The sequence below is a fragment of the Methylobacterium indicum genome (genome assembly GCF_001043895.1).
Classification (GTDB): domain Bacteria; phylum Pseudomonadota; class Alphaproteobacteria; order Rhizobiales; family Beijerinckiaceae; genus Methylobacterium; species Methylobacterium indicum.
Genome location: NZ_JTHF01000120.1, coordinates 1 through 23,941, shown reverse-complemented (window position 1 = coordinate 23,941; position 23,941 = coordinate 1). Strand labels below are relative to the sequence as shown.

Here is a 23,941-nt window from a genome sequence, read left to right as displayed (position 1 = left end):
GGCCCCAGCGCAACGCGGGATGCGCGGGGCTCCCCGCGGGAGCACCCGTGCCCTAGCTACGACGCCGAAACCGGGCGGCCCCTGCGCATCCGGCCACGAGGACGAGAGAGCCCCATGGAATACCTGCACACGATGGTCCGCGTCGCCGATCTCGACCGGGCGCTGGACTTCTACTGCAACAAGTTCGGCCTGCAGGAGGTGCGCCGCACCGAGAGCGAGAAGGGCCGCTTCACCCTGGTGTTCCTGGCCGCCCCGGGCGATGCCGCGCGGGCGAAGGACACGAAGTCCCCGCTGCTGGAACTGACCTACAACTGGGACCCGGAGGAGTATACCGGCGGGCGCAACTTCGGTCACCTGGCCTACCAGGTCGACGACATCTACGCGACCTGCCAGAAGCTCCAGGATGCCGGCGTGACCATCAACCGCCCGCCGCGGGACGGCCACATGGCGTTCGTGCGCTCGCCGGACGGGATCTCGATCGAGATCCTGCAGAAGGGCGGCGCGAAGCCGCCGCAGGAGCCCTGGGCCTCGATGCAGAACACCGGCAGCTGGTGAGGCATGGCGGGCGGGCCGCCTTCGCGGCTCGCCCGCTCGCAGGTCCCGGGCTCAGGCCTCGGCGGTCGGCGTGATGCCGAGCTCGGCGAGCTTGGCGTGGATCGCCGTGACCGATCGCTTGAGCTTCAGGCTCATGACGGACGCCGGGATGCCCTCCCGCGCCATGGTCCGGAGCTGCTGCACGGTGTCGAGCGTCCAGCCCGCCTCGATGTTCTCGCTCATCAGGGTTGCCTCCGTGGCGGCGGCCGCGTGCGGCGGCCTTGATACGGGCAGGTAGGGAGTATCCCGAGCGCGGCAACCCGCGCGAGGAGCCGCGAGGGGCACGGCCGCCCCGACGCGGGCACGCTCGCGTCGCCTGTGCCTTGACGCCGGCGCGCCCGCGTCGCACATCGGCGCCGTCAGCCGGCCGGGCGGCCGCTCCGGTCCTGTCAGCGGGTTCGCCCGTGCGCGGGACCGGGGAGGAAAGTCCGGGCTCCATGAAGAGACGGTGCCGGATAACGTCCGGCGGGGGCGACCCCAGGGACAGTGCCACAGAGAGCAGACCACCGCACCGCGGGTCCTTCGGGATTCGCTGCGGCCAGGGTGAAAGGGTGCGGTAAGAGCGCACCGCGGACGCGGCAACGCGGACGGCACGGCAAACCCCACCGGGAGCAAAACCGAATAGGGGCGGCACGCGCGCTCGTCGCGCAGGGCTTCTTCAGGCCCGTCGCCCGGGTTGGTTGCTCGAGGCGGCCGGTAACGGTCGTCCCAGAGGAATGGCCGCCACGTCAGGGGGATCCTCGCGGATGCCCCGGGCCATACAGAACCCGGCTTACAGGCCGGCTGATACCCAATTTCTCGACAGTGATGCCTCCGGGCCGGCGCTCAGCCGCCGCCGCCCGGGACGCATTGCCGAGGTAGAGTCCGGTCGGCCTCCCGAACAGGCGACGACGCCTCGACTTTCCGCCGGTGCCCGCCGGTGTCACAAGCCTTCGTTAACCTTGCTGGTCTCTGATGGCACACGGACGGGTGCTGCCCGTCGCGTGTGCCCTCGCGTTGACGACCCCAGAGGCCCATGATACCCCGAGCCACCCCGTTCCCGGCGATTCCCGCACCGGCGACCATGCCCCGCCGAAGCGGGCCCGATGGTCGCGCGGCGATGTCGGGCGTGGACAGAGCGGCGCCCTGGCGCCGGACCCGGCCGGCCTCGGCCCGGCTCGTGCGGACAGCGGAGCACCATGGATCGTCACGCGTCAGAGCGCGCTCGCCGCGCGCGGTGTGTCGTCGTCTCGGGAGGCCGGCCGTGACCGACGCGCCCCACATTCCTGTCCTGCTCGATGAAGTCCTGGGCGCGCTTCGCCTCGGCGACGCGCCGGCCCGGGTGATCGACGGCACCTTCGGGGCCGGCGGCTACACCAGGGCCATCCTGGCGGCCCATCCGGGCAACCAGGTGCTGGCCATCGACCGCGACCCGACCGCGATCGCCGCCGGCCAGGCGCTGGTGGAACGGGAGGCCGGTCGCCTCGTGCTGGTCCAGGGCCGCTTCGGCGACCTCGACGCGCTCGCGCGGGACCACGGTTTCGCGGACGCCGACGGCGTCGTCCTCGATATCGGCGTGTCGTCGATGCAGCTCGACCAGGCCGAGCGGGGCTTCTCGTTCCGGTTCGACGGTCCCCTCGACATGCGCATGGAGCGGGCCGGGGAGAGCGCGGCGGATCTCGTCAACGAGGCCTCGGAAGCCGCGCTCGCCGACGTGATCTACCATTACGGCGAGGAGCGCCGGGCCCGGGCGGTCGCCCGCGCCCTGATCGAGGCGCGCCGGCGCGGCCGCATCGAGACCACGGCCGCCTTGGCCGAGATCGTCGCCGGGGTCGTGCGGGCGGAGCCCGGCAGCGGCATCCACCCGGCGACGCGGACGTTCCAGGCCCTGCGCATCGCGGTCAACGACGAGCTCGGCGAGCTGCAGCGGGCGCTCCATGCCGCGGAGCGCACCCTGCGCCCCGGCGGGCGCCTCGCGGTGGTGACCTTCCACTCGCTGGAGGACCGCATCGCCAAGCAATTCTTCTCGGCCCGCAGCGGCCGCGCGGTGGCGGCCTCGCGCCACCAGCCGATGGCGGCGCAGCCGGCACCCCGCAGCTTCACCCTCGCCACCAAGGGGCCGGTCGCCGCGGGCGAGGCCGAGTGCCGGGCCAATCCCCGCGCCCGCTCGGCCAAGCTCCGGGCCGGCGAGCGCACCGACGCAGCACCGCCGCCGCCCTTGAGCGCGCTGGAGGCCCTGGCCTCCCTGCCCGAGCCCCAGACCCGGGGAGGGCGCCGGTGATCCGCCTCCTGCACCTCGCGGCGATCGCCGGGCTCATCGCCTCGGCCATCTACGCCTACTCGATCAAGTACGACACGCTCTACCAGGCCGAGCAGGTCGCCAAGCTGAAGACGCGCCTGCGCAAGGAGCGCGACGCGATCGCGGTCCTGCGCGCCGAGTGGCAGCTCCTGACCCGGCCCGACCGGCTCCAGGGCGCCGTCGACAAGTACCTGACGCTGGAGCCGATCGGCACCGGCCATCTCGCGCGGCTCGCCGACCTGCCCGCCAAGGTCGATCGCGGCGACGAGATCGCCCGCAAGCTCGAGGCGCTCGGCCTCGGCGCCACCGCGACCCCGGCCGCCAAGGAACGCGCGCCCTCGACCACCGGGGCCACCGCGGCCCGGCCCGAGGAGCCCCGCACCACCGGCTCCACCTCCACCCGCACCCCGACCGCCAAGAGGTAGGCGCCGTGACCCAGGATCCGGACTTCCAGGCTCACGCTCCCCTCGAGACGGACGCCGCGCCCGAGGCCGGCACCGCGCAGCCCGTGGACGACGCCCCCCCGCCCGCGCCCCGGCGCAGCCTCGCCTCCATGCTGCGCGGCGGCGTGACGGCGATGTTCCGCCTGTCGGTGGAGCGCAGTTCCGCCCGCGTCGGCCTCGTCAGCCTCGTCTTCGGCGCGGTGTTCCTCACCCTGATGGGCCGGCTCGCCAGCTTCGCGCTGTTTCCCGACGATCCGGTCACCGCCTCGGCCCGCCGCGCCGAGGCCGGCGGCACGACTCAGATCCGGCCCGACATCATCGACCGCAACGGCGAGATCCTGGCCACGGACATCCGCACCGTCTCGGTCTTCGCCGAGCCGAAGAACATCTACGACAAGGACGAGGCGGTCGAGCTGCTCACCGCCGTGCTGCCGGAGATCAACGCCCGCGACCTGCGCGAGAAGCTCTCCTCGAAGAAGGGCTTCGTCTGGGTCAAGCGCGAGATCACCCCGCGCCAGCAGGTCGAGGTCCACCGCCTCGGCATCCCGGGCGTCGGCTTCCTGCCCGACCACAAGCGGGTCTACCCGAACGGCACCGCGGCCGCCCACATCCTCGGCGTGACCAACCTCGACAATGTCGGCATCGCCGGCATGGAGAAGTACATCGACCGCCAGGGTCTGCGCGACCTCACCAGCCTCGGCTTCGTCGAGAAATCGGCCGACATGGCGCCGGTCCAGCTCTCGATCGACCTGCGCGCCCAGCACGCGGTGCGCGACGAGCTGGCCTGGGGCATGGAGCATTACCGCGCCAAGGCGGCGGCCGGCGCGATCCTCGACGTGACCACCGGCGAGGTGATCGCGCTCGCCTCGCTCCCCGATTTCGATCCGAACGAGCCGAAGGACGCGCTCGACCCCGACCGGATCAACCGGATGAATGTCGGCGTCTACGAGATGGGCTCGACCTTCAAGGCGATGACGCTCGCCATGGCGCTCGATTCGGGCAAGTTCACCGTCAACTCGACCTTCGACACCCGCGGCGGCGTGCTGCACTGGGGCCGGCAGAAGATCCACGAGTATCACGGCACCAACCGGGTCATCACGATGCCGGAGGTCTTCACCCACTCGTCGAACATCGGCTCGGCCAAGATGGCGCTCGGCATCGGCGTGCCCGGCCACAAGGCCTTCCTGAAGAAGATGGGCCTGCTCGACCGGATGCGGACCGAATTGCCGGAGAGCGCCGAGCCGATCATCCCGCCGCGCTGGACCGAGATCAACACCATCACGATCGCGTTCGGCCACGGTCTCGCGGTGGCGCCGCTCCAGGCCTCGGCGGCGGTGGCGGCGATCGCCAATGGCGGTTTCCTGATGACGCCGACCTTCCTCAAGCGCACCGAATCGGAAGCGCGCGAGAAGGCGACGCAGGTGCTCTCGGCCCAGACCAGCGAGGCGATGCGCTACATCATGCGCCTCAACGCCACCGAGGGCTCGGCCAAGAAGGCGGCGATTCCGTACTACTACGTCGGCGGCAAGACCGGCACCGCCGAGAAGGTGATCCGCGGCCGCTACGTCAAGAACCGGCTGTTCACGACGTTCATGGCGGTCGCGCCGATGGACAAGCCGAAATACCTGTTCGTGACCATCATGGACGAGCCGCAGCCGGTGGCGGCGGAATCCGGCCCCTACGCCACTGCCGCCTACAATTCGGGCGTCGTGACCGGCCGGGTGATCGCCCGGGTCGCTCCGATCCTCGGACTGCCGCCGCAATTCGAGCCGCCGGTCAAGCCGTTCCCGCTGATGGTCAAGCTCGGCGCCTATCACGTCAACATGCTGGACGGAAAATGAGCCCCACCCTCGGCGACCTGTTCGCGGAGGCCGGTGCGGATGCCGGTCTTCCCGTCACCGGCCTGACCGCCGACAGCCGCAAGGTCGAGCCCGGCTTCGTCTTCCTGGCGGTGCCCGGCAACGCCGCGGACGGCCGGCTCTTCGCGGCGAAAGCCGCGGCGGCGGGTGCGGTCGCGATGGTCGCGCAGGGCGAGCGCCCGGCCGACCTGCCCGATTCGGTCGCCTATCTCTCGGTCCCCGATGCCCGGGTCGCGCTCGCCGCCGCCGCCACCCGGCTGCATCCGGGCCAGCCCGGCACGGTCGTCGCCGTCACCGGCACCAGCGGCAAGAGCTCGGTCGCGGATTTCGTGCGCCAGATCTACGGCCGCCTCGGCCGGCAGGCGGCGAGCCTCGGCACGCTCGGGGTGATCACCACTTCGGGCGCCGCCTACGGCTCGCTGACGACGCCCGACCCGATCACGCTGCACGGGACCCTCGATCGGCTCGCCCGCGACGGCGTGACGGAACTGGCGATGGAGGCCTCCTCGCACGGCATCGAGCAGAGCCGCCTCGACGGGGTGCGCCTGACGGCCGCCGGCTTCACCAATCTGGGCCACGACCACCTCGACTATCACGGCACGCCGGAGGCCTACCTGCAGGCCAAGCTCCGGCTGTTCACGACCCTGCTGCCGCAGGACGGCACGGCGGTCGTCAACGCCGACGGGCCGCAGAGCCAGGCGGTGATCGCGGCGGTTCGCGACCGCGGCCTGCGCCTCGTCACCACCGGCCGGGCCGGGGAGGGGGTCCGCCTCGTCTCCGCCCGCCAGGAGGATTTCGCCCAGCGCCTCGAGATCGCGGTGTCCGGGACCACCCACACGGTCGATCTGCCCCTCGTCGGGACGTTCCAGGTCGAGAACGCGCTTCTCGCCGCCGGCCTCGTGCTCGCGACTCCGGCCGGCGCCGGGCGCGAGTCCGAGGTCGTCGCGGCTCTCGGCCACCTCGCCGGGGTGTCCGGGCGGCTGGAGCGGGTCGCCACCGTGCGCGACGCGCTCTGCATCGTCGATTACGCCCACAAGCCCGACGCGCTCGCCAACGTCCTCGACGCCTTGCGCGCCTTCACCACCGGGCGCCTCGTCTGCATCGTCGGCTGCGGCGGCGACCGCGACCGCGCGAAGCGCCCGCTGATGGGCCGGATCGCCGCCGAGAAGGCCGATCGGGTCATCGTCACCGACGACAATCCCCGCAGCGAGGACCCCGCGACGATCCGCGCCGCGATCCTGGCGGCGGCGCCGGGCGCCGAGGAGATCGGCGACCGGGCCGAGGCCATCCGGTCGGCGGTACGCGACCTTCGTGCCGGCGACGTGCTGCTGGTAGCCGGCAAAGGTCATGAAACCGGCCAGATCATCGGCGACCGCAGATTGCCCTTCTCCGACCGCGACGCGGTCCTGAGCGCGATCGAGGAGACCCGCGCATGACCGAGCCTCTCTGGACCCTGGACGACGCCGCCGCCGCCATGGGCGGCCGGGTCGTCGCGGACGCCTCCGCGCCGCGGGACCTGTCCGGAATCTCGATCGACACCCGGACCCTGAAGGTCGGGGACCTGTTCTTCGCCATCCGGGGCGAGGCCCGCGACGGCCACGACTTCGTGCACGACGCGCTCGCGCGCGGCGCCGGCGCCGCCGTGGTGGCCGAGGAGCGGGTTGGCGATCTCACGGATGCCGGCCCGGTGATCGCCGTGCCGTCCCGGGGCGAGGACGGCGTGCTCGCCGCCATGCAGGGCTTGGCGGTCGCGGCGCGTGCCCGGACGGGCGCACGGGTGCTCGCCGTCACCGGCTCGGTCGGCAAGACCGGCACCAAGGAGGCCCTGCGCCACGTGCTCGCCGCGCAAGGCGCCACCCACGCCTCGGTCGCCTCCTACAACAACCACTGGGGCGTTCCCCTCACCTTGAGCCGGATGCCGGCATCGAGCGCCTTCGGGGTGTTCGAGGTCGGCATGAACCATGCCGGCGAGATCGCTCCCCTGACCCGGCTGGTGCGGCCCGAGATCGCGATCGTCACGACCGTCGAGCCGGTCCATATCGAGCATTTCCGCTCGCTGTCGGGCATCGCCGACGCCAAGGGCGAGATCTTCTCCGGCCTGGAGCCCGGCGGCGTCGCGATCATCAACCGCGACAACCCGAATTTCGAGCGGCTGAAGGCGCATGCGCTCGCCTCCCGGGCCGGCCGCATCGTGAGCTTCGGCGAGCATCGCGAGGCCGACGTGCGGGCCGAACGCATCGTGATGCGCCCCGACCTCTCGATCGTCGACGTGCGGGCGATGGGCCAGGCGGTCACCTACCAGCTCGGCACCCCGGGCCGGCACACGGCGCTGAACTCGCTCGCGGTCGTCGCCGCCGTGCAGGCGCTCGGCGCCGATCTTGCGCTCGCCGCCCTCTCGCTGGCGCAGCTGCGCCCGCCGGCCGGCCGCGGCGCCCGCACGATGCTGCGCATCGGCGACGGCGAGGCGCTCCTCGTCGACGAGAGCTACAACGCCAACCCGGCCTCGATCCGGGCCGCCCTCAGCACGCTCGCCGGGGTCGAGACCGCGGGCCGCCGCATCGCGGTCCTGGGCGACATGATGGAACTCGGCACCGATGCGCCCGCCCTGCACCGCGACCTGGCGGCGGCGATCGAGGAGCACGGCATCGACCTCGTCCTCACCGCTGGCCCCCTGATGCAGGAGCTGTTCGAGGCGCTGCCGGCCTCCCGCCGCGCTGCCGCCCGGCCGAGCTCGGCCGAGCTCGTCGATCCGCTGCTCGACCTCCTGCGCTCCGGCGACGCCGTGGTGGTCAAGGGCTCGAACAGCACCCGCATGGGGCGGATTGTCGAGGCGCTCAAAGCCCGCTACGGCGGCGCCGACCAGGATCTCGCCGTCGGCCGGTCCGGCTGAGCGACCCTCGAAGGACTTCTGACGCGGCGGCGCGGGCCTCAGAACCCGGGGCTGCCGCTCGCCCACGATCGGATGAATCCGGGATGCTCTACCTCCTCTCCGACCTGAGCGGCGTGTTCTCGCCGCTCAATGTCTTCCGCTACATCACCTTCCGGACCGGCGGCGCGCTGTTCACGGCGGGCTTCTTCGTGTTCTGGTTCGGGCCCTGGATCATCTCGCTCCTGCGCCTGCGCCAGGGCAAGGGCCAGCCGATCCGCGAGGACGGCCCGCAATCGCACCTGCTGACGAAGCGCGGCACGCCGACCATGGGCGGGCTGATGATCCTGGCGGGCACGCTGGTGGCGGTGCTGCTCTGGGCCAACCCGCGCAACCACTACGTCTGGATCGTCATGATGGTGACGCTGGGCTTCGGCGCCATCGGCTTCTACGACGACTATCTCAAGGTCACGAAGCAGAGCCACAAGGGCTTTTCCGGCAAGTTCCGCCTCGGCCTCGAGGCGCTGATCGCGATCGCGGCCTGCGTGGCGGTGGCCGAGTACTCGGCGCCGGGCCTCGCCTACCGGCTCGCCTTCCCGGTCTTCAAGGACGCGATCATCAATCTCGGCCTGTTCTACGTCGCCTTCGCGGGCTTCGTGATCGTGGGCGCGGGCAACGCGGTCAACATCACCGACGGCCTCGACGGGCTCGCCATCGTGCCGGTGATGATCGCGGCGGCCACCTTCGGGATCATCGCCTACCTCGTCGGCAACGTGATCTACGCCTCCTACCTCCAGGTGAACTACGTCCCGGGCACCGGCGAGCTCGCGGTGATCTGCGGCGCGCTGATCGGGGCGGGCCTCGGCTTCCTGTGGTTCAACGCGCCGCCGGCCCAGATCTTCATGGGCGATACCGGCTCGCTGGCGCTCGGCGGCCTGCTCGGCACCGTCGCGGTGGCGACCAAGCACGAGATCGTGCTCGGCATCGTCGGCGGCCTGTTCGTGCTGGAGATCCTGTCGGTCATCATCCAGGTCGCGTCGTTCAAGCTCACCGGCAAGCGCGTCTTCCGCATGGCGCCGATCCACCACCACTTCGAGCAGAAGGGCTGGAAGGAGCCGCAGGTCGTGATCCGGTTCTGGATCATCGCCGTCGTCCTGGCGCTGCTCGGCCTCGCGACCCTGAAGCTGCGGTAGTCGCTCGCGTTTGCGGGAGAGCTATTGCAATCCCGGCGGAGGCTTGAAAGTAAGGTGCATCCCTGTCCCATGCGGGCTTGCGGAATCACATGTCGGGGCGGGCGTGCGCGTCCCCTCTCCCCGCGGGCGGGGAGAGGGCTCCGGTGACCTTGTCGTCACCGGAGCGAGGCGGCAGCCGAAGGTGAGGGGGAGGTGCCGGATGAGACCAATCCGGAAGCCCCCCCTCACCTTCGCCCTGCGGGCTTGCTGCATTCCCTGGACGGGAATGCAGCCCTCTCCCCGCCCGCGGGGAGAGGAGAGATCCGCGCCAATTTTCGGCGGTGTGTGGATGCGTAAGTCGATGGAGACGGGGAGGGCCCGCGCCATCCCGACGTATCCAGCGGACACCGCATGACACCCTCCACCACCTTCGCCGGCCAGTCCGTCGCCCTGTTCGGTCTCGGCGGCTCGGGCCTCGCCACGGCGCTCAGCCTCAAGGCCGGCGGCGCCCATGTCGTCGCCTGCGACGACAACCCGGCGCGGATGGAGGCGGCGCGCGAGCAGGGCATCGCGACCGGCGACCTGCGCCGGGCGGAGTGGGGCGGCTTTGCCGCCCTGGTGCTTGCGCCGGGCGTGCCCCTGACCCACCCGGTGCCGCACTGGACCGTTGACCTCGCCGAGGCGGCGGGCGTGCCGGTGATCGGCGACATCGAACTCTTCTGCCGCGAGCGCGCGGCGACGAGCCCGGAGGCGCCCTTCGTCGCCATCACCGGCACCAACGGCAAGTCGACCACCACGGCGCTGATCGCCCACGTCCTCACGGCCGCGGGCCGCGACGTGCAGATGGGCGGCAATATCGGCACGGCGATCCTGTCGCTCGCGCCGCCCTCGCCCGACCGGGTCCACGTCATCGAGCTGTCCTCGTTCCAGATCGACCTGACGCCCTCGCTCGCCCCCACCATCGGCGTGCTCCTCAACCTCACGCCCGACCATCTCGACCGCCACGGCGACATGATGCGCTACGCCGCCATCAAGGAGCGGTTGGTGACCGGCGCCGCGCATGCCGTGGTCGGGGTCGACGACGAATACTGCCGGGCGATCGCCGGGCGCCGGCAGGGTCCGATCACCCGCATCCATGTCGGCGAGGCGGGGGAGGGGCCGGGCATCCTCGCCCGCAACGGCATCGTGATCGACGGCCGCCGGGAGCCGGCGGAGCCGGTGGCGGATCTCGCCGGCATCGGGTCGCTGCGCGGCGCCCATAACTGGCAGAACGCCGCCATCGCCTACGCGGTGGCGCGCGAGCTCGGCGTGACGCCGGACGCCTTCGCGGCGGCCCTCGCGAGCTTTCCGGGCCTGCCGCACCGGATGGAGGAGGTCGGGCGCCGCGGCTCCGTCCTGTTCATCAACGACTCGAAGGCCACCAACGCCGATTCGACCGAGAAGGCGCTCTCGGCCTTCCAGCGCGTCCACTGGATCCTCGGCGGCAAGCCGAAGGAGGGCGGGATCGCGAGCCTCGCGCCGTACTTCCCCCGCATCGCCCACGCCTACCTGATCGGCGCGGCGAGCGACGACTTCGCCGCCACCCTCGACGGGCAGGTGCCGTTCAGCCGCTGCGGCACGCTGTCCGCCGCGGTCGCCGAGGCCGCCGCCGCGGCCGAGGCGGACGCGTCGGGCGAGCCGGTGGTGCTGCTCTCGCCGGCCTGCGCCTCCTACGACCAGTTCCGCAGCTTCGAGGATCGCGGCGACCAGTTCCGCGATCTCGTCCGGGCCCTGCCGGGCCTGCGCCCCCCCGGCGCCTGAGAGGCCCGGATGCCGGGATCGCCCCGTGGCCGAGCGCCGGCCTCGGGCCCCCTGTGCCGGGGGCGCCGTTCCCAGGGCGGGCAAATCGGCGTATGGGGCTTGCCGCCGGACGGGCCTCGCGCGGGCCCGGCGCGCGCCCGGGCGGTGCTTCCCCGCCCTCGTGCCGGCCCCTCCATGCGCTGCCAGCCGGTGCCATGCTGCCTCCCCATCATCTCCTGCCCGCCGAGCCCCCGACCTCCGCGACCGGGCACGTCCCGCACCGGCCCGGCCCACGCAAGATCATCAGCTGGAACCTGCTGCGACGGACCGGCGCGACGGTCGATGCCCTCGAGGCGCTGATCGCGCAGGAGAAGCCGGACCTGCTGCTGATGCAGGAGGCGACCGTCGACATCACCGAGCTGCAGGCGCGGGTCGGGGGGCACTATGCCTGGGCCCCGCTCCCGAAGCGCATCCACGGCCTCGCGATGTGGAGCCCGACCCCGTGGCCGAACCCGCCGCGGGTGATCACGCTGCCGTCGGGCGCGCTGATCGACCGGGTCTGCCAGATCCTCGATCTCGGGTCGTTCGGGGTCGCCAACGTCCACCTGTCGCACGGGCAGGTGCTCAACCGGCGCCAGCTGCGCCGCATCGCCCAGAATCTGCCGGTGCGCGCCGCGGTGCTCGGCGACTACAACATCGTCGGGCCGGCGCTGCTGCCGGGGTTCCAGGACGTCGGACCGCGCCATCCGACCCACGCCATGGTCGATCTCGTGCCCCTGCGCCTCGACCGCTGCCTGGTGCGCGGGCTCACCTGCCGGGGCCAGGCGGTGCTGCCGCGGGGTGCCTCGGATCACCGGCCGATCGTGGTCCATCTCGAACCCGGCAACCCGCAGGGGCGGCGGGAGCCGCTGCGCGACCGGATCGCGGCGTTCCGCGACCGGGCCGAGGATTTTCGCAAGCGGGTGCCGCTCAAAGATATGGCAGCAGCAATCGGACGGCGGCGTCGCGCAGGCGCACGGCCATCCCGCGAGAGTTGAGGTCGTCGGCGGTGAGCCGCGCCTCCATCTTGGCCTGCATCAGCCGGTTGAGATCGGCGGCGAAGGCGGGGTCGTAGACCTCGACGTTGAGTTCGAAGTTCAGCCGGAAGCTGCGGCTGTCCCAGTTGGCGCTGCCGACGAAGCACCAGGAATCGTCCACCACCATCAGCTTCGAGTGGTCGAAGGGCGGCCGGTCGAGCCAGATCCGCACGCCGGCCTCGAGCAGCGGCCCGACATGGGCGCGGGTCGCCCAGTCGACCACCCGGTGGTTGCTCGCCTGCGGAATGATGACGTCGACGATCACGCCCCGCATCGCCGCGAGGCCGAGCGCCGTCAGCAGCATCTCGCTCGGCAGGAAGTAGGGGGTGGCGAAGCGCACCGAGTGACGGGCGGTGGCGAGCGCCTCCAGCACCACGAACTCGATCTTCTCGATATCCGCATCCGGCCCCGAGGTGACGACGCGGGCGAGCGAGGCGCCGGCCGGGGGGATCTGCGGGAACCAGGCCGGCCCCTCCAGGTCCTCGCCCTTCACGAAGGCCCAGTCGCGCCAGAACGCCTGGGCGAGCTGGCCGACAACCGGTCCGTCGATGCGGAAATGGCTGTCGCGCACCGGATCGGGCGGGTCCTTCGCCATGACGTTCTCGTCGGCGATGTTGACCCCGCCGACGAAGCCGACCCGGCCGTCGATCAGAAGAAGCTTCTTGTGGGTGCGCAGGTTGAGGAACGGCATCCGCCAGGGCAGCGCCGAATGCATGAACAGGCCGGCCGGGATGCCGAGAGACCGCAGGCGCCGGTACATCGCCGGGAAGAAGTAGCCGCTGCCGATGCCGTCGATCAGGACGCAGACCGCGACGCCCCGGGCTTTGGCGGCGGCCAGCGCCGCCGCGAAGGCCCGGCCGCTGTCGTCGTCGCGCATGATGTAGCTCGACAGGGCGACGCTGGTCTCGGCCTCGGCGATCGCCAGGAGCATCGCCGGGTAGGCCTCGTCGCCGTGGCGGTAGCGCCGGATACCGTTGCCGGCGACCAGCGGCAGGCCGCTGATCCGCTCGACCGCCCGCCGCAAGGGGGCGAACGCCTCCGGCACCTCGGCCACCGGCGCCGGCGGGGCGCCGGGCCGCGGTCCGGGCAGCACCGGCAGGCGGCGGGCGCGGCGGCTCACCCGGTTGATCCCGAACATCACGTAGAGGAGGCTGCCGAGCGCCGGAGAGAGCCAGCCGAGCCCGATCCAGCCGATCGCCGCGCCGACCTCGCGCTTGTTCATCAGCACATGGACCGTGACGATGACCGCCAGCGCCAGGCCGAGGGGCGCCAGCACCTCCGACTGGATCGACGCCGGGATACCGAGCCAGCGGTAGATCTCGTGTTCCACGCGGGTCTCCTGCCGGCACGCTGCGGTGACGTTCGGGATCAGCAGGGCCGTCCGAGGAAATATCCGGGAACGGACGAAGCGCGGGATCCCCTCTCCCACATGGGAGAGGGGGGAACCCGCGCCTCATCCCGTCACCGATCTGCCCTACCCGATACGGGACGGCGAACCGGGAATCTACACGAGCGCTCCGGCCGTCCACCGCAGCCATAAAAAATCCCCCGCCCCGGGGAGGGGCGAGGGATGACGCGTCACACCGTCATGCCGACGATCAAGCGCTCAAAGCTTCCTTGGCCCGCTCGGCGCGCTTGCGGTCGTTCGGATCGAGGACGGCCTTGCGCAGGCGGATCGACTTCGGGGTCACCTCGACCAGCTCGTCGTCCTGGATCCAGGCGAGCGAACGCTCGAGGGTCATGCGGATCGGCGGGGTCAGGCGCACCGCCTCGTCCTTCGAGGTGGTGCGGATGTTGGTGAGCTTCTTGCCCTTGAGCACGTTCACCTCGAGGTCGTTCTCGCGGTTGTGCTCGCCGATGATCATGCCCTGGTAGACCTTCCAGCCCGGCTCGATCATCATCGGGCCGCGATCCTCGAGGTTCCACAGGGCGTAGGCCACGGCCTCGCCCTGGTCGTTGGACATCAGCACGCCGTTGCGGCGGCCGGCGATCTCGCCCTTGTAGGGCTCGTAGGCCTTGAACAGCCGGTTCATGATCGCGGTGCCGCGGGTGTCGGTCATCAGCTCGCCCTGGTAGCCGATCAGGCCGCGGGTCGGAGCGTGGAACACCAGGCGCAGGCGGTTGCCACCGGACGGGCGCATCTCGATCATGTCGGCCTTGCGCTCCGACATCTTCTGCACGACGACGCCGGAATACTCCTCGTCGACGTCGATCACGACCTCCTCGATCGGCTCCATGATCTCGCCGGCCTCGTCCTTCTCGAAGACGACGCGGGGACGCGACACGGCGATCTCGAAGCCCTCGCGGCGCATCGTCTCGATCAGGATCGCGAGCTGAAGCTCGCCGCGGCCCGAGACGTAGAACGAGTCCTTGTCGGCGGCTTCCTCGATCTTGAGCGTGACGTTGCCCTCGGCCTCCTTGAACAGGCGGTCGCGGATCATGCGGCTCGTGACCTTGTCGCCCTCGGTGCCGGCGAGCGGCGAATCGTTCACGATGAACGACATCGTCACGGTCGGCGGGTCGATCGGCTGGGCCTGGATCGGGGTCTCGACCTGCGGGTCGCAGAAGGTGTCGGCGACGGTGCCCTTCACGAGGCCCGCGATCGACACGATGTCGCCCGCCTCGCCGACCTCGATCGGCTGGCGCTCCAGGCCGCGGAAGGCCAGGATCTTCGAGACGCGGCCGGTCTCCACGACCTTGCCCTCGCGGTCGAGAACCTTGATCGCCTGGTTCGGCTTCACGGTGCCCGAGGCGATGCGGCCGGTGATGATGCGGCCGAGGAACGGGTTGGCCTCGAGCAGCGTGCCGAGCATCCGGAACGGGCCGTCCTCGGTCTTGGCCTGGGGCACGTGCTCCAGCACGAGGTCGAAGAGCGGCGCCAGGCCGTCCTCCTGAGAGCCCTCGGGCGAGGTCGCCATCCAGCCGTTGCGGCCCGACCCGTACAGGATCGGGAAGTCGAGCTGCTCGTCGGTGGCGTCGAGCGCCGCGAACAGGTCGAACACCTCGTTCACCACCTCGGTGATGCGGGCGTCCGGACGGTCGACCTTGTTGACCGCCACGATCGGGCGCAGGCCGATCTTGAGCGCCTTCGAGACCACGAACTTGGTCTGCGGCATCGGGCCCTCGGCGGCGTCGACGAGCACGATCACGCCGTCGACCATCGAGAGGATGCGCTCGACCTCGCCGCCGAAATCGGCGTGGCCGGGGGTGTCGACGATGTTGATCCGTGTGTCCTTCCAGACCACCGAGGTGGCCTTGGCCAGGATGGTGATGCCGCGCTCCTTCTCGAGGTCGTTCGAGTCCATCGCGCGCTCCTCGACCCGCTGGTTCTCGCGGAACGAGCCGGATTGCTGGAGCAGCTTGTCGACCAGGGTCGTCTTGCCGTGGTCGACGTGGGCGATGATGGCGATATTGCGCAGCTTCATGGGATATCCGAAGCAAACAAAGCCCGGCACGCCGCGGGCCGCCAGGATGGCAGCCGGACGCATCGAGCCGGGGGAAAACTATTGCGTCGCAATATAAGGTGTGGCGTCACTTCGCAAGAGGGCGCGTGACAGGGGGCGTGACGCGCTCCCCTGGCCCGTCGCCTCACTCCGCCGCGGCGGAGAGCGGGTCCGGCTCCGCGCCGGCGACCTGCCGCTCGATCAGCACCGCCCGGCGCTCGGCGATGGCCCGCCGCGCCTGATCGAGGCCGAGGGTGAAGGCCGCCACCCCGGCATTGTCGATGGCGCCCGTCCCCGCCCGGGCGAGCGCCGCGGCCAGGATCTCGTCGGCCTGGCGCTCGAGGTCGGCGAGCTCCAGCTCGTCCTCGACGTCGCGGCAGGCGCGCACGATGGCGAGCAGCTGGCGCAGGAGCGCCATGTCCCGCGCCCGCGACTTGTTGGCGGCCCGCGACACCAGGGTGGCGGCGGCCGAGCCGAGGATCGAGACGCACATCACCAGGAGGTAGAACCAGTCGCCGTAGCGCTCGAAGAAGCTCTCGACCTCGCCCTCGTAATAGGCCTGCGCGCCGGGATGGACGGGCAGCGACGCGCTCTTCGAGGTGTCGGGCGCCTCGATCTGGTTGGCAAGCGGCACCTCGACCGCGAGCGCGGGCCGGTTGACGAACAGGAGCCGCGTCAGCTCCGACACCACCGAATCGGCGATCCGCGCCTGGGCCACCAGCCGGTGGCTGACCCCGACGGTGGTGATGGTCTCGGCCGGGCGCGGCGGCGTGCCGCCGAAGGTGCCGCGGGCGATCTCGACGCTCTCGAGCGCCGGCCAGCGCCGCGCCAGCACCGCCGCGTCGCCGATCGGGACGAAGACCGGGGTGCCGCCCGTCCGCGCGATGCTCGCCAGGACGTCGCCGGCGGTGCGGCCGACGAGGGGGCTCACCGTCAGGACGGCGTCGACCTTGCCCTCCCGCAGGGCCTCGCCGGCCTCCCGGCCGTCGCCCAGGGGGATCGTCGTCACGGCGTCCGCCGGCACGTCGTAATGCGCGAGCAGGCTCTCGAGCAGCCGGACGTTGGCGGCGGGGTTGCGCACGATCCCGATCCGCTTGCCCCGCAGGTCGGGCACGGCGGCGAGGGACGGATCGGTCGCCAACAGGAGAGCCGCGTCGCGGTGGAGGATCGCGACGGTCTGGGTGCTCGCCGGGATGCCGACGTCCGAGCGCACCACCGCGAGGTCGGCCCGGCCGATCTCGGCCATTCGCGCGCTCTCGGCGACGCCGCTCGTCGGAACGAGCCGCAGGCGCACCTCCTCGTGGGTGCGGGCGAGGGATTGGGCTACGGCCGCCATCAGGCGGGCATCCTCGCTGCCCGCCGGCCCGACAGCGACCCGCAACGTCGTGGGCTGCCCGAGCCACTGATAGGCGAGCAGCCCCGTCGCCACCAGGGCGAGGAGAGCCGCGAGGACGAGGGGGAGGTGGCGCCGCATGGTCGGGTGACCTTGGGACCGCGCGACCGCTTCGGCAATTCGGCCGATTGGCGCGGGGCCTGCGCCGGCGCAGGCCCCGGAGGCCTACAATCCGGCGATGCGATCGATGGCGAATTTCGCGTTGGCGACGATCCGGTCGCGATGCTCGGCCGGGAGCTTGGCCTCGGTCAGGAGCCGGATGCAGGCCTGCAGGGTCTCGACGGGGCGCCCCGTCCACGAGGTGGCGACGGCGAATTCGTCGATCAGCGCCCAGTCGTAGATCCAGGCCTCGACGGCCCGGCCGGCGGCGGGCCGGGCGATCGCGACGCCCCGCGCAGCGAAGGCGTAGGCGTCGTCGTAGCGTCCGTGGAGGCGCGCGTGGCGCGCCCCGCCATGCAGCGCCTCGGCCCGCGACGCGGACACGTCGGCCGCCCGCGCGAACGCCGCCAGCACCGCGTCCGGCGCGTCGCCGAGCGCGGCCTTCAGGCGCGCCGCGCCGTAGAGGGCGAGGTAGACCTCCTCCCGGTCGGGCCCGCCGAACGCGCCGCGCGCGTCGTAGCGGTCGTGCGCCTGGCGCAGATCGCCGGCCACCTCCAGGATCTGCCCGAATTCGTAGCCGCAGGCCGGGTCGCGGATATCCCGGGCACTCGCCAGGCGGGCGGACCGGAACGCGCCCCGGTCGTGCCGGGTCGCGAGGGTGGGCCCGAGCGCGTTGTAGATGCTGTGGTTGTCCACGGCCCCGGACTGGGCGAAGCGCTCCAGCGCGGCCATTCCCGAGAAGGTCGAGCGGGAGGTCCCGACGAAGAACTCCGACGCGAGGGCGATCTCGAAATCCATCAGCGAGAGATCGAGAAGCGTCGCGTCGTCCGGCCGGAGGTCCGGCAGCAGGTCGGATTTCCAGACCGCCTCGATATCGTGGCGCTCGCGCAGCGACCGGCGGATCTCGTCCTTTCCCTCGACGAGGGCCGCCTCGTCGCAGACGACGTAGATCGTCGATCCGGCCGCGGGATGGGTCGCCCGGAACTTGCGGGCGATGCTCCCGGCGGTGTGCCGGTTGTCCTCGTTGTCGCCGGCATCGGGATCGACGCGGCTCTGCACGTGAAAATCCCAGTCGCGCTCGATGCGCATCTGGATCACGTGGGTGATGCTCCTTCGACCGAAGGCGATGTCCCGCAGACGCGACACGTCGGGCGAGGTCCGGGCCCTCGGTACCAGGGCGCGGAAGAACCGGGCGACGAGGCTGTCGCCGTCGAGCGTCCCGGATGCGGCCGCGCCGGCGATGTGGCGTTCGCCGGCGTGGAAGTAATCCCAGCCGCCTTCATCGCCCGCGGGCGGTCTGTCGAGGATGGCCACGCCGACCGATTCCGCGAAGTCCCGCAGGCGCGCGACGTCGAACGCCGTCGCGATCGGCACGCGCTTGTGGACGAAGGTGATCTGATCGAAGATCACGATGTCCGGCAGGACGACGCGGCGCGGTCCTTCGGTGACGGCCTTGAGGAAGAGACCGAGGAGGGCGATCTTCTGGTTGTTGATCCCGCCCCTGTTGTAGGAATAGCCGAGCGCCTGATCGGGGATGGCGAAGTCCAGAATCACGAACCGTGCCTCTTGGTGAATCCCGGTCCGGCGATAGACCTTCGACACGGTGGACCGCGACCCGGGCGCCGGTCGCACCGGCGCGATCGACGGCCGGCCGGGCGCGCCGATCATCCACGATGCATCGCGGGCTGCCAACCCCGTCGCCGAGGTCTGTGCCTCGCGGGCCCCGGAGGCCGGGATTTGCTCGAGAAGATCCAGCCGCCGTCGGGACTGTCGTTACGGTTCGGCATCCCCGCCGCGGGCGGCGCCTGGCGAGAGACGCGGCGGCGGGCCGGTAGGTGGCTTCCATCGGGCAGGGTCGGCCGCCCGATTCCGCGCCCGGCGCGGCGGCCCGCGTCGGGTGTGTCGCCGTTACAGGGCCACCCGCAGGCCCAGCGCGACCACCGCCACGATCGCCGCCCCCAGGGCGGGGCCGAGGGTCGCGATCACCAGGGCGCCCGGGTGGTAGCCCGGGGCCGCGAGGTAGCGCTGATGCGCGTTCTTCTCCTGCCGGAGCAGCGGCGCGGCACCGCGCGCCGCCGCTCCGGGCGTCCAACCCTGTCGCATGATGCCGTCCCCGCCCGCTTGAGCCGGCCCGTGATCGGGCGGCGCGAGACCTGTTGTGCGGGACCCATGAGGCGCCGGACGGCGTGAAGAGGTGGTGAATCCGATCCCTCGGATTCTCCCTTGTCGTGAATCGGGGGTTAGCGCGCCTTGATCGGGTCGAGGCCGGTCTCGGCCACGGTGCCGGCATGCTCCGGGGCCGAGAGCCAGGCGATCAGGGCGCGGGCCGCCTCCGGATGCCGGGCGCCCTTGGGAATGCCGGCGGAGAAGACCGTGACCTTCTGGACCTCCGGCGGGATCGGCCCGACGATGGTGATGCCCTTGACCGGCTTCAGCTCGGCGACCTGCTGGAAGCCGAACTCCGCGTCGCCACGGGCGACGACGTTGCCGACGCGCTCGGCGACGATCATCCGGCTCTTCGGCGCCAGCTCCTTCTCGAGGCCGAGCTTCCCGTACATCTCCTTCTCGATGTAGACGCCGCTGGCGCTGTCCGAGTAGGCGATCGAGGTGGCGCCGAGCAGAGCCGTCTTGAAGGCGTCGAGGGTCGCGATGTCCGGGACCTTGGCGCCGGCCTTCACCGCCAGCGCGATGCGGGAATCGGCGAGTGCGACCTTGCTGCCCGGCTCGATCCTGCCCTCCTTGTCGAGGGCGTCGAGGGCGTAGCCGACCATGATCACCACGTCGGCCGGCTCGCCGCGGGCAAGCCGCACCGGGATCGCCTCCGGTGCCGTACCCATCGACGGACCGTAGGCGGTCGCGACTTTGTCGCCGGTCTTCGTCTCGAAGCCCGGTACCAGGGCCTGGTAGGCGGCGGTGAAGCCGCCGGAGATCATCACCCGCACCTCCGCGGCCTGGGCCGGGCCGGCGAGCGCGAGTCCCGCCAGCGCGAGGGCGGCGAGGAGGGGGAGGGCGTGCCGCCGGCTCCGCCGGGCGTTCGCGCGTGGTGTCGTGTCGCTCATGGTTCCTCCCGACGGTGACCGTGCCGGCCCCTCCTCCGTCGATAAGCCGTGGACGGCGCCCCCGCCACCGATTCCGCCGGATTAGATTTCTCTGTCAAACGTGCGGCGGATGGCGCTAGAGAGAGCGAAGTCGAAGGCAAGCCCGACATCGGGAGGAAATCAGCATGGCAGGTCCGGTCCACGGTCCGCAGGGGTCCAAGGTCGCCACGGTGTTGCGCGTCACGAGCGGCAACTTCCTGGAGATGTTCGACTTCTTCCTGTTCGGCATCTACGCGAGCCACATCTCGAAGGCCTTCTTCCCGGCCGAGAACGAGTTCGCCTCGCTGATGTTCACCTTCATGGCCTTCGGCGCCGGCTTCCTGATGCGGCCGCTCGGCGCCATCTTCCTCGGCGCCTACGTCGACCGGATCGGCCGGCGCCAGGGCCTCATCGTGACGCTCGGCATCATGGCCGCCGGCACGGTGCTGATCGCCTTCGTACCGTCCTACCAGACCATCGGCCTCGCGGCGCCGTTCCTGGTGCTGATCGGCCGCCTGCTCCAGGGTTTTTCCGCCGGCGTCGAGCTCGGCGGCGTGTCGGTCTACCTCGCCGAGATGGCGACGCCCGGCCGCAAGGGCTTCTACGTCTCCTGGCAGTCCGGCAGCCAGCAGGTCGCCGTGATGGTGGCGGCGCTGATCGGCTTCGCCTTGAGCCGCGCGCTGATGCCGGCCCAGATGTCCGAGTGGGGCTGGCGCATCCCGTTCTTCATCGGCTGCATGATCGTGCCGTTCCTGTTCTACATCCGGCGCTCGCTGGAGGAGACCCAGGAGTTCCTGCACCGCAAGCACCGCCCGTCGCTGCCCGAGGTCTTCACGTCTCTCGGCCAGAACTGGAAGATTGTGCTGCTCGGCATGCTGCTGGTGGTGATGACCACGGTCTCGTTCTACACCATCACGGTCTACACCCCGACCTTCGGCAAGAGCGTGCTCAAGCTGTCCGAGACCGACAGCCTGATCGTCACCTTCCTCACCGCCCTGTCGAACCTGTTCTGGCTGCCGGTGATGGGCGCCCTGTCCGACAAGATCGGCCGCAAGCCGATCCTGCTGGCCTTCTCGGCGCTGACCCTGCTCACCGCCTACCCGGCCTTGGCCTGGCTCACCTCGAACATCTCGTTCACCAACATGCTGATCACGCTCCTGTGGCTGTCCTTCCTGTATGGCAGCTACAACGGCGCGATGGTGGTGGCGCTGACCGAGATCGTCCCGGCCAACGTCCGCACCACGGGCTTCTCGCTCGCCTACTCGCTCGCCACCGCGATCTTCGGCGGCTTCACCCCGGTCGTTTCGACCTGGCTGATCCAGGCGCTCGACAACAAGGCGGCGCCGGGCCTGTGGATGGCCTTCGCGGGGGCCTGCGGGTTGATCGCCACCCTGCTGATCTACCGCCGCCGCGAGGGCGCGGCCGACGCGCTGCCGGGCTCCGTCCGCCCGATGGCGGGCGAGTAGCCCGCGTCAGACCAACAGCCCGTCGAGGGAACGGATCACCCGGACCGGCGCGAGGTCCGGGTATTCGTCCGGTTGGCCGGTTCGATTGACCCAGACCGGGGCGAAGCCGTAGGCCGCCGCCCCGGCGATGTCCCAGCGGTTCGAGGACAGGAAGACGATCCGCTCCCGCGCGACGCCGAAGCGCGCCGGCGCCAGGTCGTAGGCCCGGGGCGCCGTCTTGAAGGTGCCGGCCGGATCGACCGACAGGACCGCGTCGAGCCGCCCCTCCAGCCCCGCCGCGTTCACCGCCGCATCGAGCATCGCGGTGTCGCCGTTCGACAGGATCGCGGTCCCGAGCCCCGCCCGGCGCAGGGCGTCGAGGGTGGCGGGCACCTCGGCATAGGCGTCGAGCGAGCGATAGGCCTCGAGCAGGCCGCTCCGGAGGTCCCGATCCACGTCCGGGTGCTTGGCGAGGGCGAAGTCGAGGGCCCGCTCGGTCAGCGTCCAGAACGGCGCGTAGCGCCCGCACAGCGACAGCACCCACGAATATTCGAGCTGCTTCTGCCGCCAGGTTTCCGACAGGGCCTGCGCCTGCGGGCCGATCGCGGCGGCGTGGCGCTGCACGGCGGAATGGACGTCGAGGAGCGTGCCGTAGGCGTCGAAGACGACGGCGTCGGCGCGGTCGAGCGGGGCGGGGAGGGACATGGCGGGCACTCTCACGGAACGATCGTGAACCCGCGGCGGCGGTGACGGGTTGCGACCGTGAGGCACGGCGAGGCGGATGGAGGCCGGATTCCGCACCCGTCCCGGAAACCACCCGGCGTCCCGGCGCTTCATAGGGATCGGACACCCCGCCCAGTTCCCAGGGACCTTCCCATGCCGCATCTCCTCGTCATCGGCGCCAGCCAGGGCATCGGCCTCGAGACGGCCAAGGCGGCGCTCGCGGCAGGGCACCGGGTGCGGGCCTTCGCACGCTCGGCGGCGACGATCGCGCTGTCCGATCCCAACCTCGAACGCTTCCCCGGGGACGCCCTGTCCTCCGCCGACGTGACGGCGGCGCTCCAGGGCGTCGACGCCGTGGTGCAGGCCCTCGGGGTGCCCGCCCGCGACCTGCTCGGGCCGGTGCGCCTGTTCTCGGACGCGACGAACGTGCTGGTCCCGGCGATGGAGAAGGCGGGTGTGCGCCGGCTCGTGGCGGTGACGGGTTTTGGCGCCGGCGACAGCCGGGCGGCGATCGGTCCGCTGCAGCGCCTGCCGTTCCGCCTCGTCTTCGGGCGCGCCTACGACGACAAGGACGCCCAGGAGATCCGCATCCGCCAGAGCGGCCTGGACTGGACCCTGGTGCGCCCCGGCGTGCTGACCGGCGGCGCCGCGACCGGGCGCTACCAGGTGCTCGACCGGCCGTCCTCGTGGAAGAACGGGCTGATTTCCCGGGCCGACGTGGCGCGGTTCATCGTCGGGGAGATCGCCGGGAACGCTCATGTCGGCCGTCCCGTCGTCCTGATCAGCCACGCCCTGCCGCTGTAACGCCATGGACAAGCTCGCCTACTACGCCGTCACCCTGATCGAGTCGGTCCTCGGCGTCTTCGGGATCCGGACCTTCTACGACCAGCCCCGCTACGCGGCGGTGGAGCGGCTCGACCGCGGGGTCGAGATCCGGGCCTACGAGGGCCGCGTCGCCGTCGAGACCGATGCGCGCGGCCAGGGCGACGGCGAGGCGTTCGGGCGGCTCTTCCGCTACATCACCGGCGCCAACCGGGCCGGCGACCGCATCGCCATGACGGCCCCGGTGGAGGCGGCGGCCCCGGGAGGGGCCGGCGGCCGGCGCATTGCCATGACGGTGCCGGTCGAGCAGGGGACGGGCGGGACGATGCGGTTCTTCCTGCCGCACGCCGTCGCGGCTGCCGGCGCGCCGGAGCCGACCGAGGCCGGCGTGCGACTGGTGCGGGTGCCGCCGGAGCGGATCGCGGCGCTCCGCTTCTCCGGCCGCGTCACCCCGGCGGCGAGGGCGGAGCAGGAGCGCGTCCTGACCGAGGTGCTGGCGACGGCCGGCAAGGCGACGGCCGCGCCGCCGTTCTTCATGGGCTACGACCCGCCCTTCGCGATTCCGTTCCTGCGCCGCAACGAGGTGGCGGTGCGGCTGGGAGAGTGAACCGACGCGTCCAATCGGACTTGCGTTGGCAGGCCGCACGGTACACGACATCGAAGAAAGCGGAGGCCAACTTGCGGGCGTTCCACCCCCTTTCCCGGACGACTGGAGCGTCAGCGGAAGGAGATCCGGGATCCAGCAGAGGACATGCCGCGAAGCGGCTCACCCTGTTGCACCGTCGCAGACAATGAGACGCTTCGCGGCTTTTCGTGCTGGATTCCGGATCTCCTTCCGCTTCGCTTCAGTCGTCCGGAAAAGGGATTGGTTT

The 23,941-nt window shown here is 71.4% G+C and carries 20 protein-coding genes and 1 other RNA gene; 13 read left to right on the top strand and 8 right to left on the bottom strand.

All coding sequences use genetic code 11. The features are described 5' to 3' along the window. Window positions 1–114: 114 nt before the first annotated feature. Window positions 115–555 carry a lactoylglutathione lyase gene (gene gloA / locus QR78_RS14735; RefSeq protein WP_048428292.1) on the top strand — a complete coding sequence of 147 codons (441 nt, stop codon included), beginning with the start codon at window positions 115–117 and terminating at the stop codon, window positions 553–555. 51 nt (window positions 556–606) lie between these two features. On the opposite strand, the gene QR78_RS34960 is transcribed toward gloA, so the two are convergent. Then, the gene (locus QR78_RS34960) at window positions 607–777 is read right to left on the bottom strand and encodes a hypothetical protein (protein ID WP_158004045.1); all 171 of its coding nucleotides are present in this window, start codon (window positions 775–777) and stop codon (window positions 607–609) included. Between the two features lie 176 nt (window positions 778–953). Here QR78_RS34960 and rnpB point away from each other — a divergent pair. The 9 genes from rnpB to QR78_RS14695 all read left to right on the top strand — a co-directional run bounded on the left by rnpB (window position 954) and on the right by QR78_RS14695 (window position 12,028). Continuing rightward, an RNA gene (gene rnpB, locus QR78_RS31980) (RNase P RNA component class A) lies at window positions 954–1,385 on the top strand. Window positions 1,386–1,837: 452 nt separating this feature from the next. Next, entirely contained in the window at window positions 1,838–2,854 is a 1,017-nt protein-coding gene (gene rsmH, locus QR78_RS14730; RefSeq protein WP_048428291.1) for a 16S rRNA (cytosine(1402)-N(4))-methyltransferase RsmH, read from the top strand. Further along, window positions 2,851–3,297, top strand: a complete 447-nt coding sequence (ftsL, locus tag QR78_RS14725; protein ID WP_048428290.1) for a cell division protein FtsL — start codon at window positions 2,851–2,853, stop codon at window positions 3,295–3,297. The genes rsmH and ftsL overlap by 4 nt, the downstream gene beginning before the upstream one ends. Window positions 3,298–3,425: 128 nt before the next feature. After that, window positions 3,426–5,156 carry a peptidoglycan D,D-transpeptidase FtsI family protein gene (locus QR78_RS14720; RefSeq protein WP_089504182.1) on the top strand — a complete coding sequence of 577 codons (1,731 nt, stop codon included), beginning with the start codon at window positions 3,426–3,428 and terminating at the stop codon, window positions 5,154–5,156. Then, window positions 5,153–6,610 carry a UDP-N-acetylmuramoyl-L-alanyl-D-glutamate--2,6-diaminopimelate ligase gene (locus QR78_RS14715; protein ID WP_048428288.1) on the top strand — a complete coding sequence of 486 codons (1,458 nt, stop codon included), beginning with the start codon at window positions 5,153–5,155 and terminating at the stop codon, window positions 6,608–6,610. The genes QR78_RS14720 and QR78_RS14715 overlap by 4 nt, the downstream gene beginning before the upstream one ends. After that, window positions 6,607–8,064 carry a UDP-N-acetylmuramoylalanyl-D-glutamyl-2,6-diaminopimelate--D-alanyl-D-alanine ligase gene (locus QR78_RS14710; RefSeq protein ID WP_048428287.1) on the top strand — a complete coding sequence of 486 codons (1,458 nt, stop codon included), beginning with the start codon at window positions 6,607–6,609 and terminating at the stop codon, window positions 8,062–8,064. Before QR78_RS14715 ends, QR78_RS14710 begins: the two co-directional genes overlap by 4 nt. An 83-nt stretch (window positions 8,065–8,147) precedes the next feature. Next, window positions 8,148–9,233, top strand: a complete 1,086-nt coding sequence (gene mraY, locus QR78_RS14705) for a phospho-N-acetylmuramoyl-pentapeptide-transferase (RefSeq protein WP_048428286.1) — start codon at window positions 8,148–8,150, stop codon at window positions 9,231–9,233. Between the two features lie 390 nt (window positions 9,234–9,623). Next, a complete protein-coding gene (gene murD / locus QR78_RS14700; RefSeq protein ID WP_048428285.1) occupies window positions 9,624–11,012 on the top strand; it encodes a UDP-N-acetylmuramoyl-L-alanine--D-glutamate ligase in 1,389 nt (462 codons plus the stop codon). A 194-nt stretch (window positions 11,013–11,206) separates the two neighbouring features. Beyond that, complete coding sequence (locus QR78_RS14695) at window positions 11,207–12,028, top strand: endonuclease/exonuclease/phosphatase family protein (protein ID WP_082171803.1); 822 nt, start codon at window positions 11,207–11,209, stop codon at window positions 12,026–12,028. On the opposite strand, the gene QR78_RS14690 is transcribed toward QR78_RS14695, so the two are convergent. The 6 genes from QR78_RS14690 to QR78_RS14665 form a co-directional block, all read right to left on the bottom strand. Continuing rightward, window positions 11,961–13,397 (bottom strand): phospholipase D-like domain-containing protein, encoded by a 1,437-nt coding sequence (locus tag QR78_RS14690; RefSeq protein WP_048428284.1) that lies wholly within the window; start codon window positions 13,395–13,397, stop codon window positions 11,961–11,963. The genes QR78_RS14695 and QR78_RS14690 overlap by 68 nt on opposite strands. A 268-nt stretch (window positions 13,398–13,665) precedes the next feature. Further along, window positions 13,666–15,492, bottom strand: coding sequence for a translational GTPase TypA (typA, locus tag QR78_RS14685; protein ID WP_048428283.1), 1,827 nt, complete (start codon window positions 15,490–15,492; stop codon window positions 13,666–13,668). A gap of 163 nt (window positions 15,493–15,655) precedes the next feature. Further along, window positions 15,656–16,984 carry a TAXI family TRAP transporter solute-binding subunit gene (locus tag QR78_RS14680; RefSeq protein WP_048428282.1) on the bottom strand — a complete coding sequence of 443 codons (1,329 nt, stop codon included), beginning with the start codon at window positions 16,982–16,984 and terminating at the stop codon, window positions 15,656–15,658. 84 nt (window positions 16,985–17,068) lie between these two features. Beyond that, complete coding sequence (locus QR78_RS31975) at window positions 17,069–18,556, bottom strand: O-fucosyltransferase family protein (RefSeq protein WP_125901108.1); 1,488 nt, start codon at window positions 18,554–18,556, stop codon at window positions 17,069–17,071. A gap of 354 nt (window positions 18,557–18,910) precedes the next feature. After that, window positions 18,911–19,105: a hypothetical protein gene (locus QR78_RS14670; protein WP_048428281.1), complete on the bottom strand. Its 195-nt coding sequence runs from the start codon at window positions 19,103–19,105 to the stop codon at window positions 18,911–18,913. Window positions 19,106–19,242: 137 nt separating this feature from the next. Then, window positions 19,243–20,061 carry a substrate-binding domain-containing protein gene (locus QR78_RS14665; RefSeq protein ID WP_048428280.1) on the bottom strand — a complete coding sequence of 273 codons (819 nt, stop codon included), beginning with the start codon at window positions 20,059–20,061 and terminating at the stop codon, window positions 19,243–19,245. A 164-nt stretch (window positions 20,062–20,225) separates the two neighbouring features. Here QR78_RS14665 and tcuC point away from each other — a divergent pair, with 164 nt between their 5' ends. Further along, window positions 20,226–21,545, top strand: coding sequence for an MFS transporter (gene tcuC / locus QR78_RS14660; protein WP_048428279.1), 1,320 nt, complete (start codon window positions 20,226–20,228; stop codon window positions 21,543–21,545). Between the two features lie 6 nt (window positions 21,546–21,551). Here the strand turns inward: tcuC and QR78_RS14655 are convergent, their stop codons facing one another. Then, the gene (locus QR78_RS14655; RefSeq protein ID WP_048428278.1) at window positions 21,552–22,229 is read right to left on the bottom strand and encodes a haloacid dehalogenase type II; all 678 of its coding nucleotides are present in this window, start codon (window positions 22,227–22,229) and stop codon (window positions 21,552–21,554) included. 171 nt (window positions 22,230–22,400) lie between these two features. Here QR78_RS14655 and QR78_RS14650 point away from each other — a divergent pair, with 171 nt between their 5' ends. After that, a complete protein-coding gene (locus QR78_RS14650) occupies window positions 22,401–23,051 on the top strand; it encodes an NAD(P)-dependent oxidoreductase (RefSeq protein WP_048428277.1) in 651 nt (216 codons plus the stop codon). Window positions 23,052–23,055: 4 nt separating this feature from the next. Next, the gene (locus QR78_RS14645) at window positions 23,056–23,676 is read left to right on the top strand and encodes an SOUL family heme-binding protein (protein ID WP_048428276.1); all 621 of its coding nucleotides are present in this window, start codon (window positions 23,056–23,058) and stop codon (window positions 23,674–23,676) included. Window positions 23,677–23,941 lie beyond the last annotated feature (265 nt).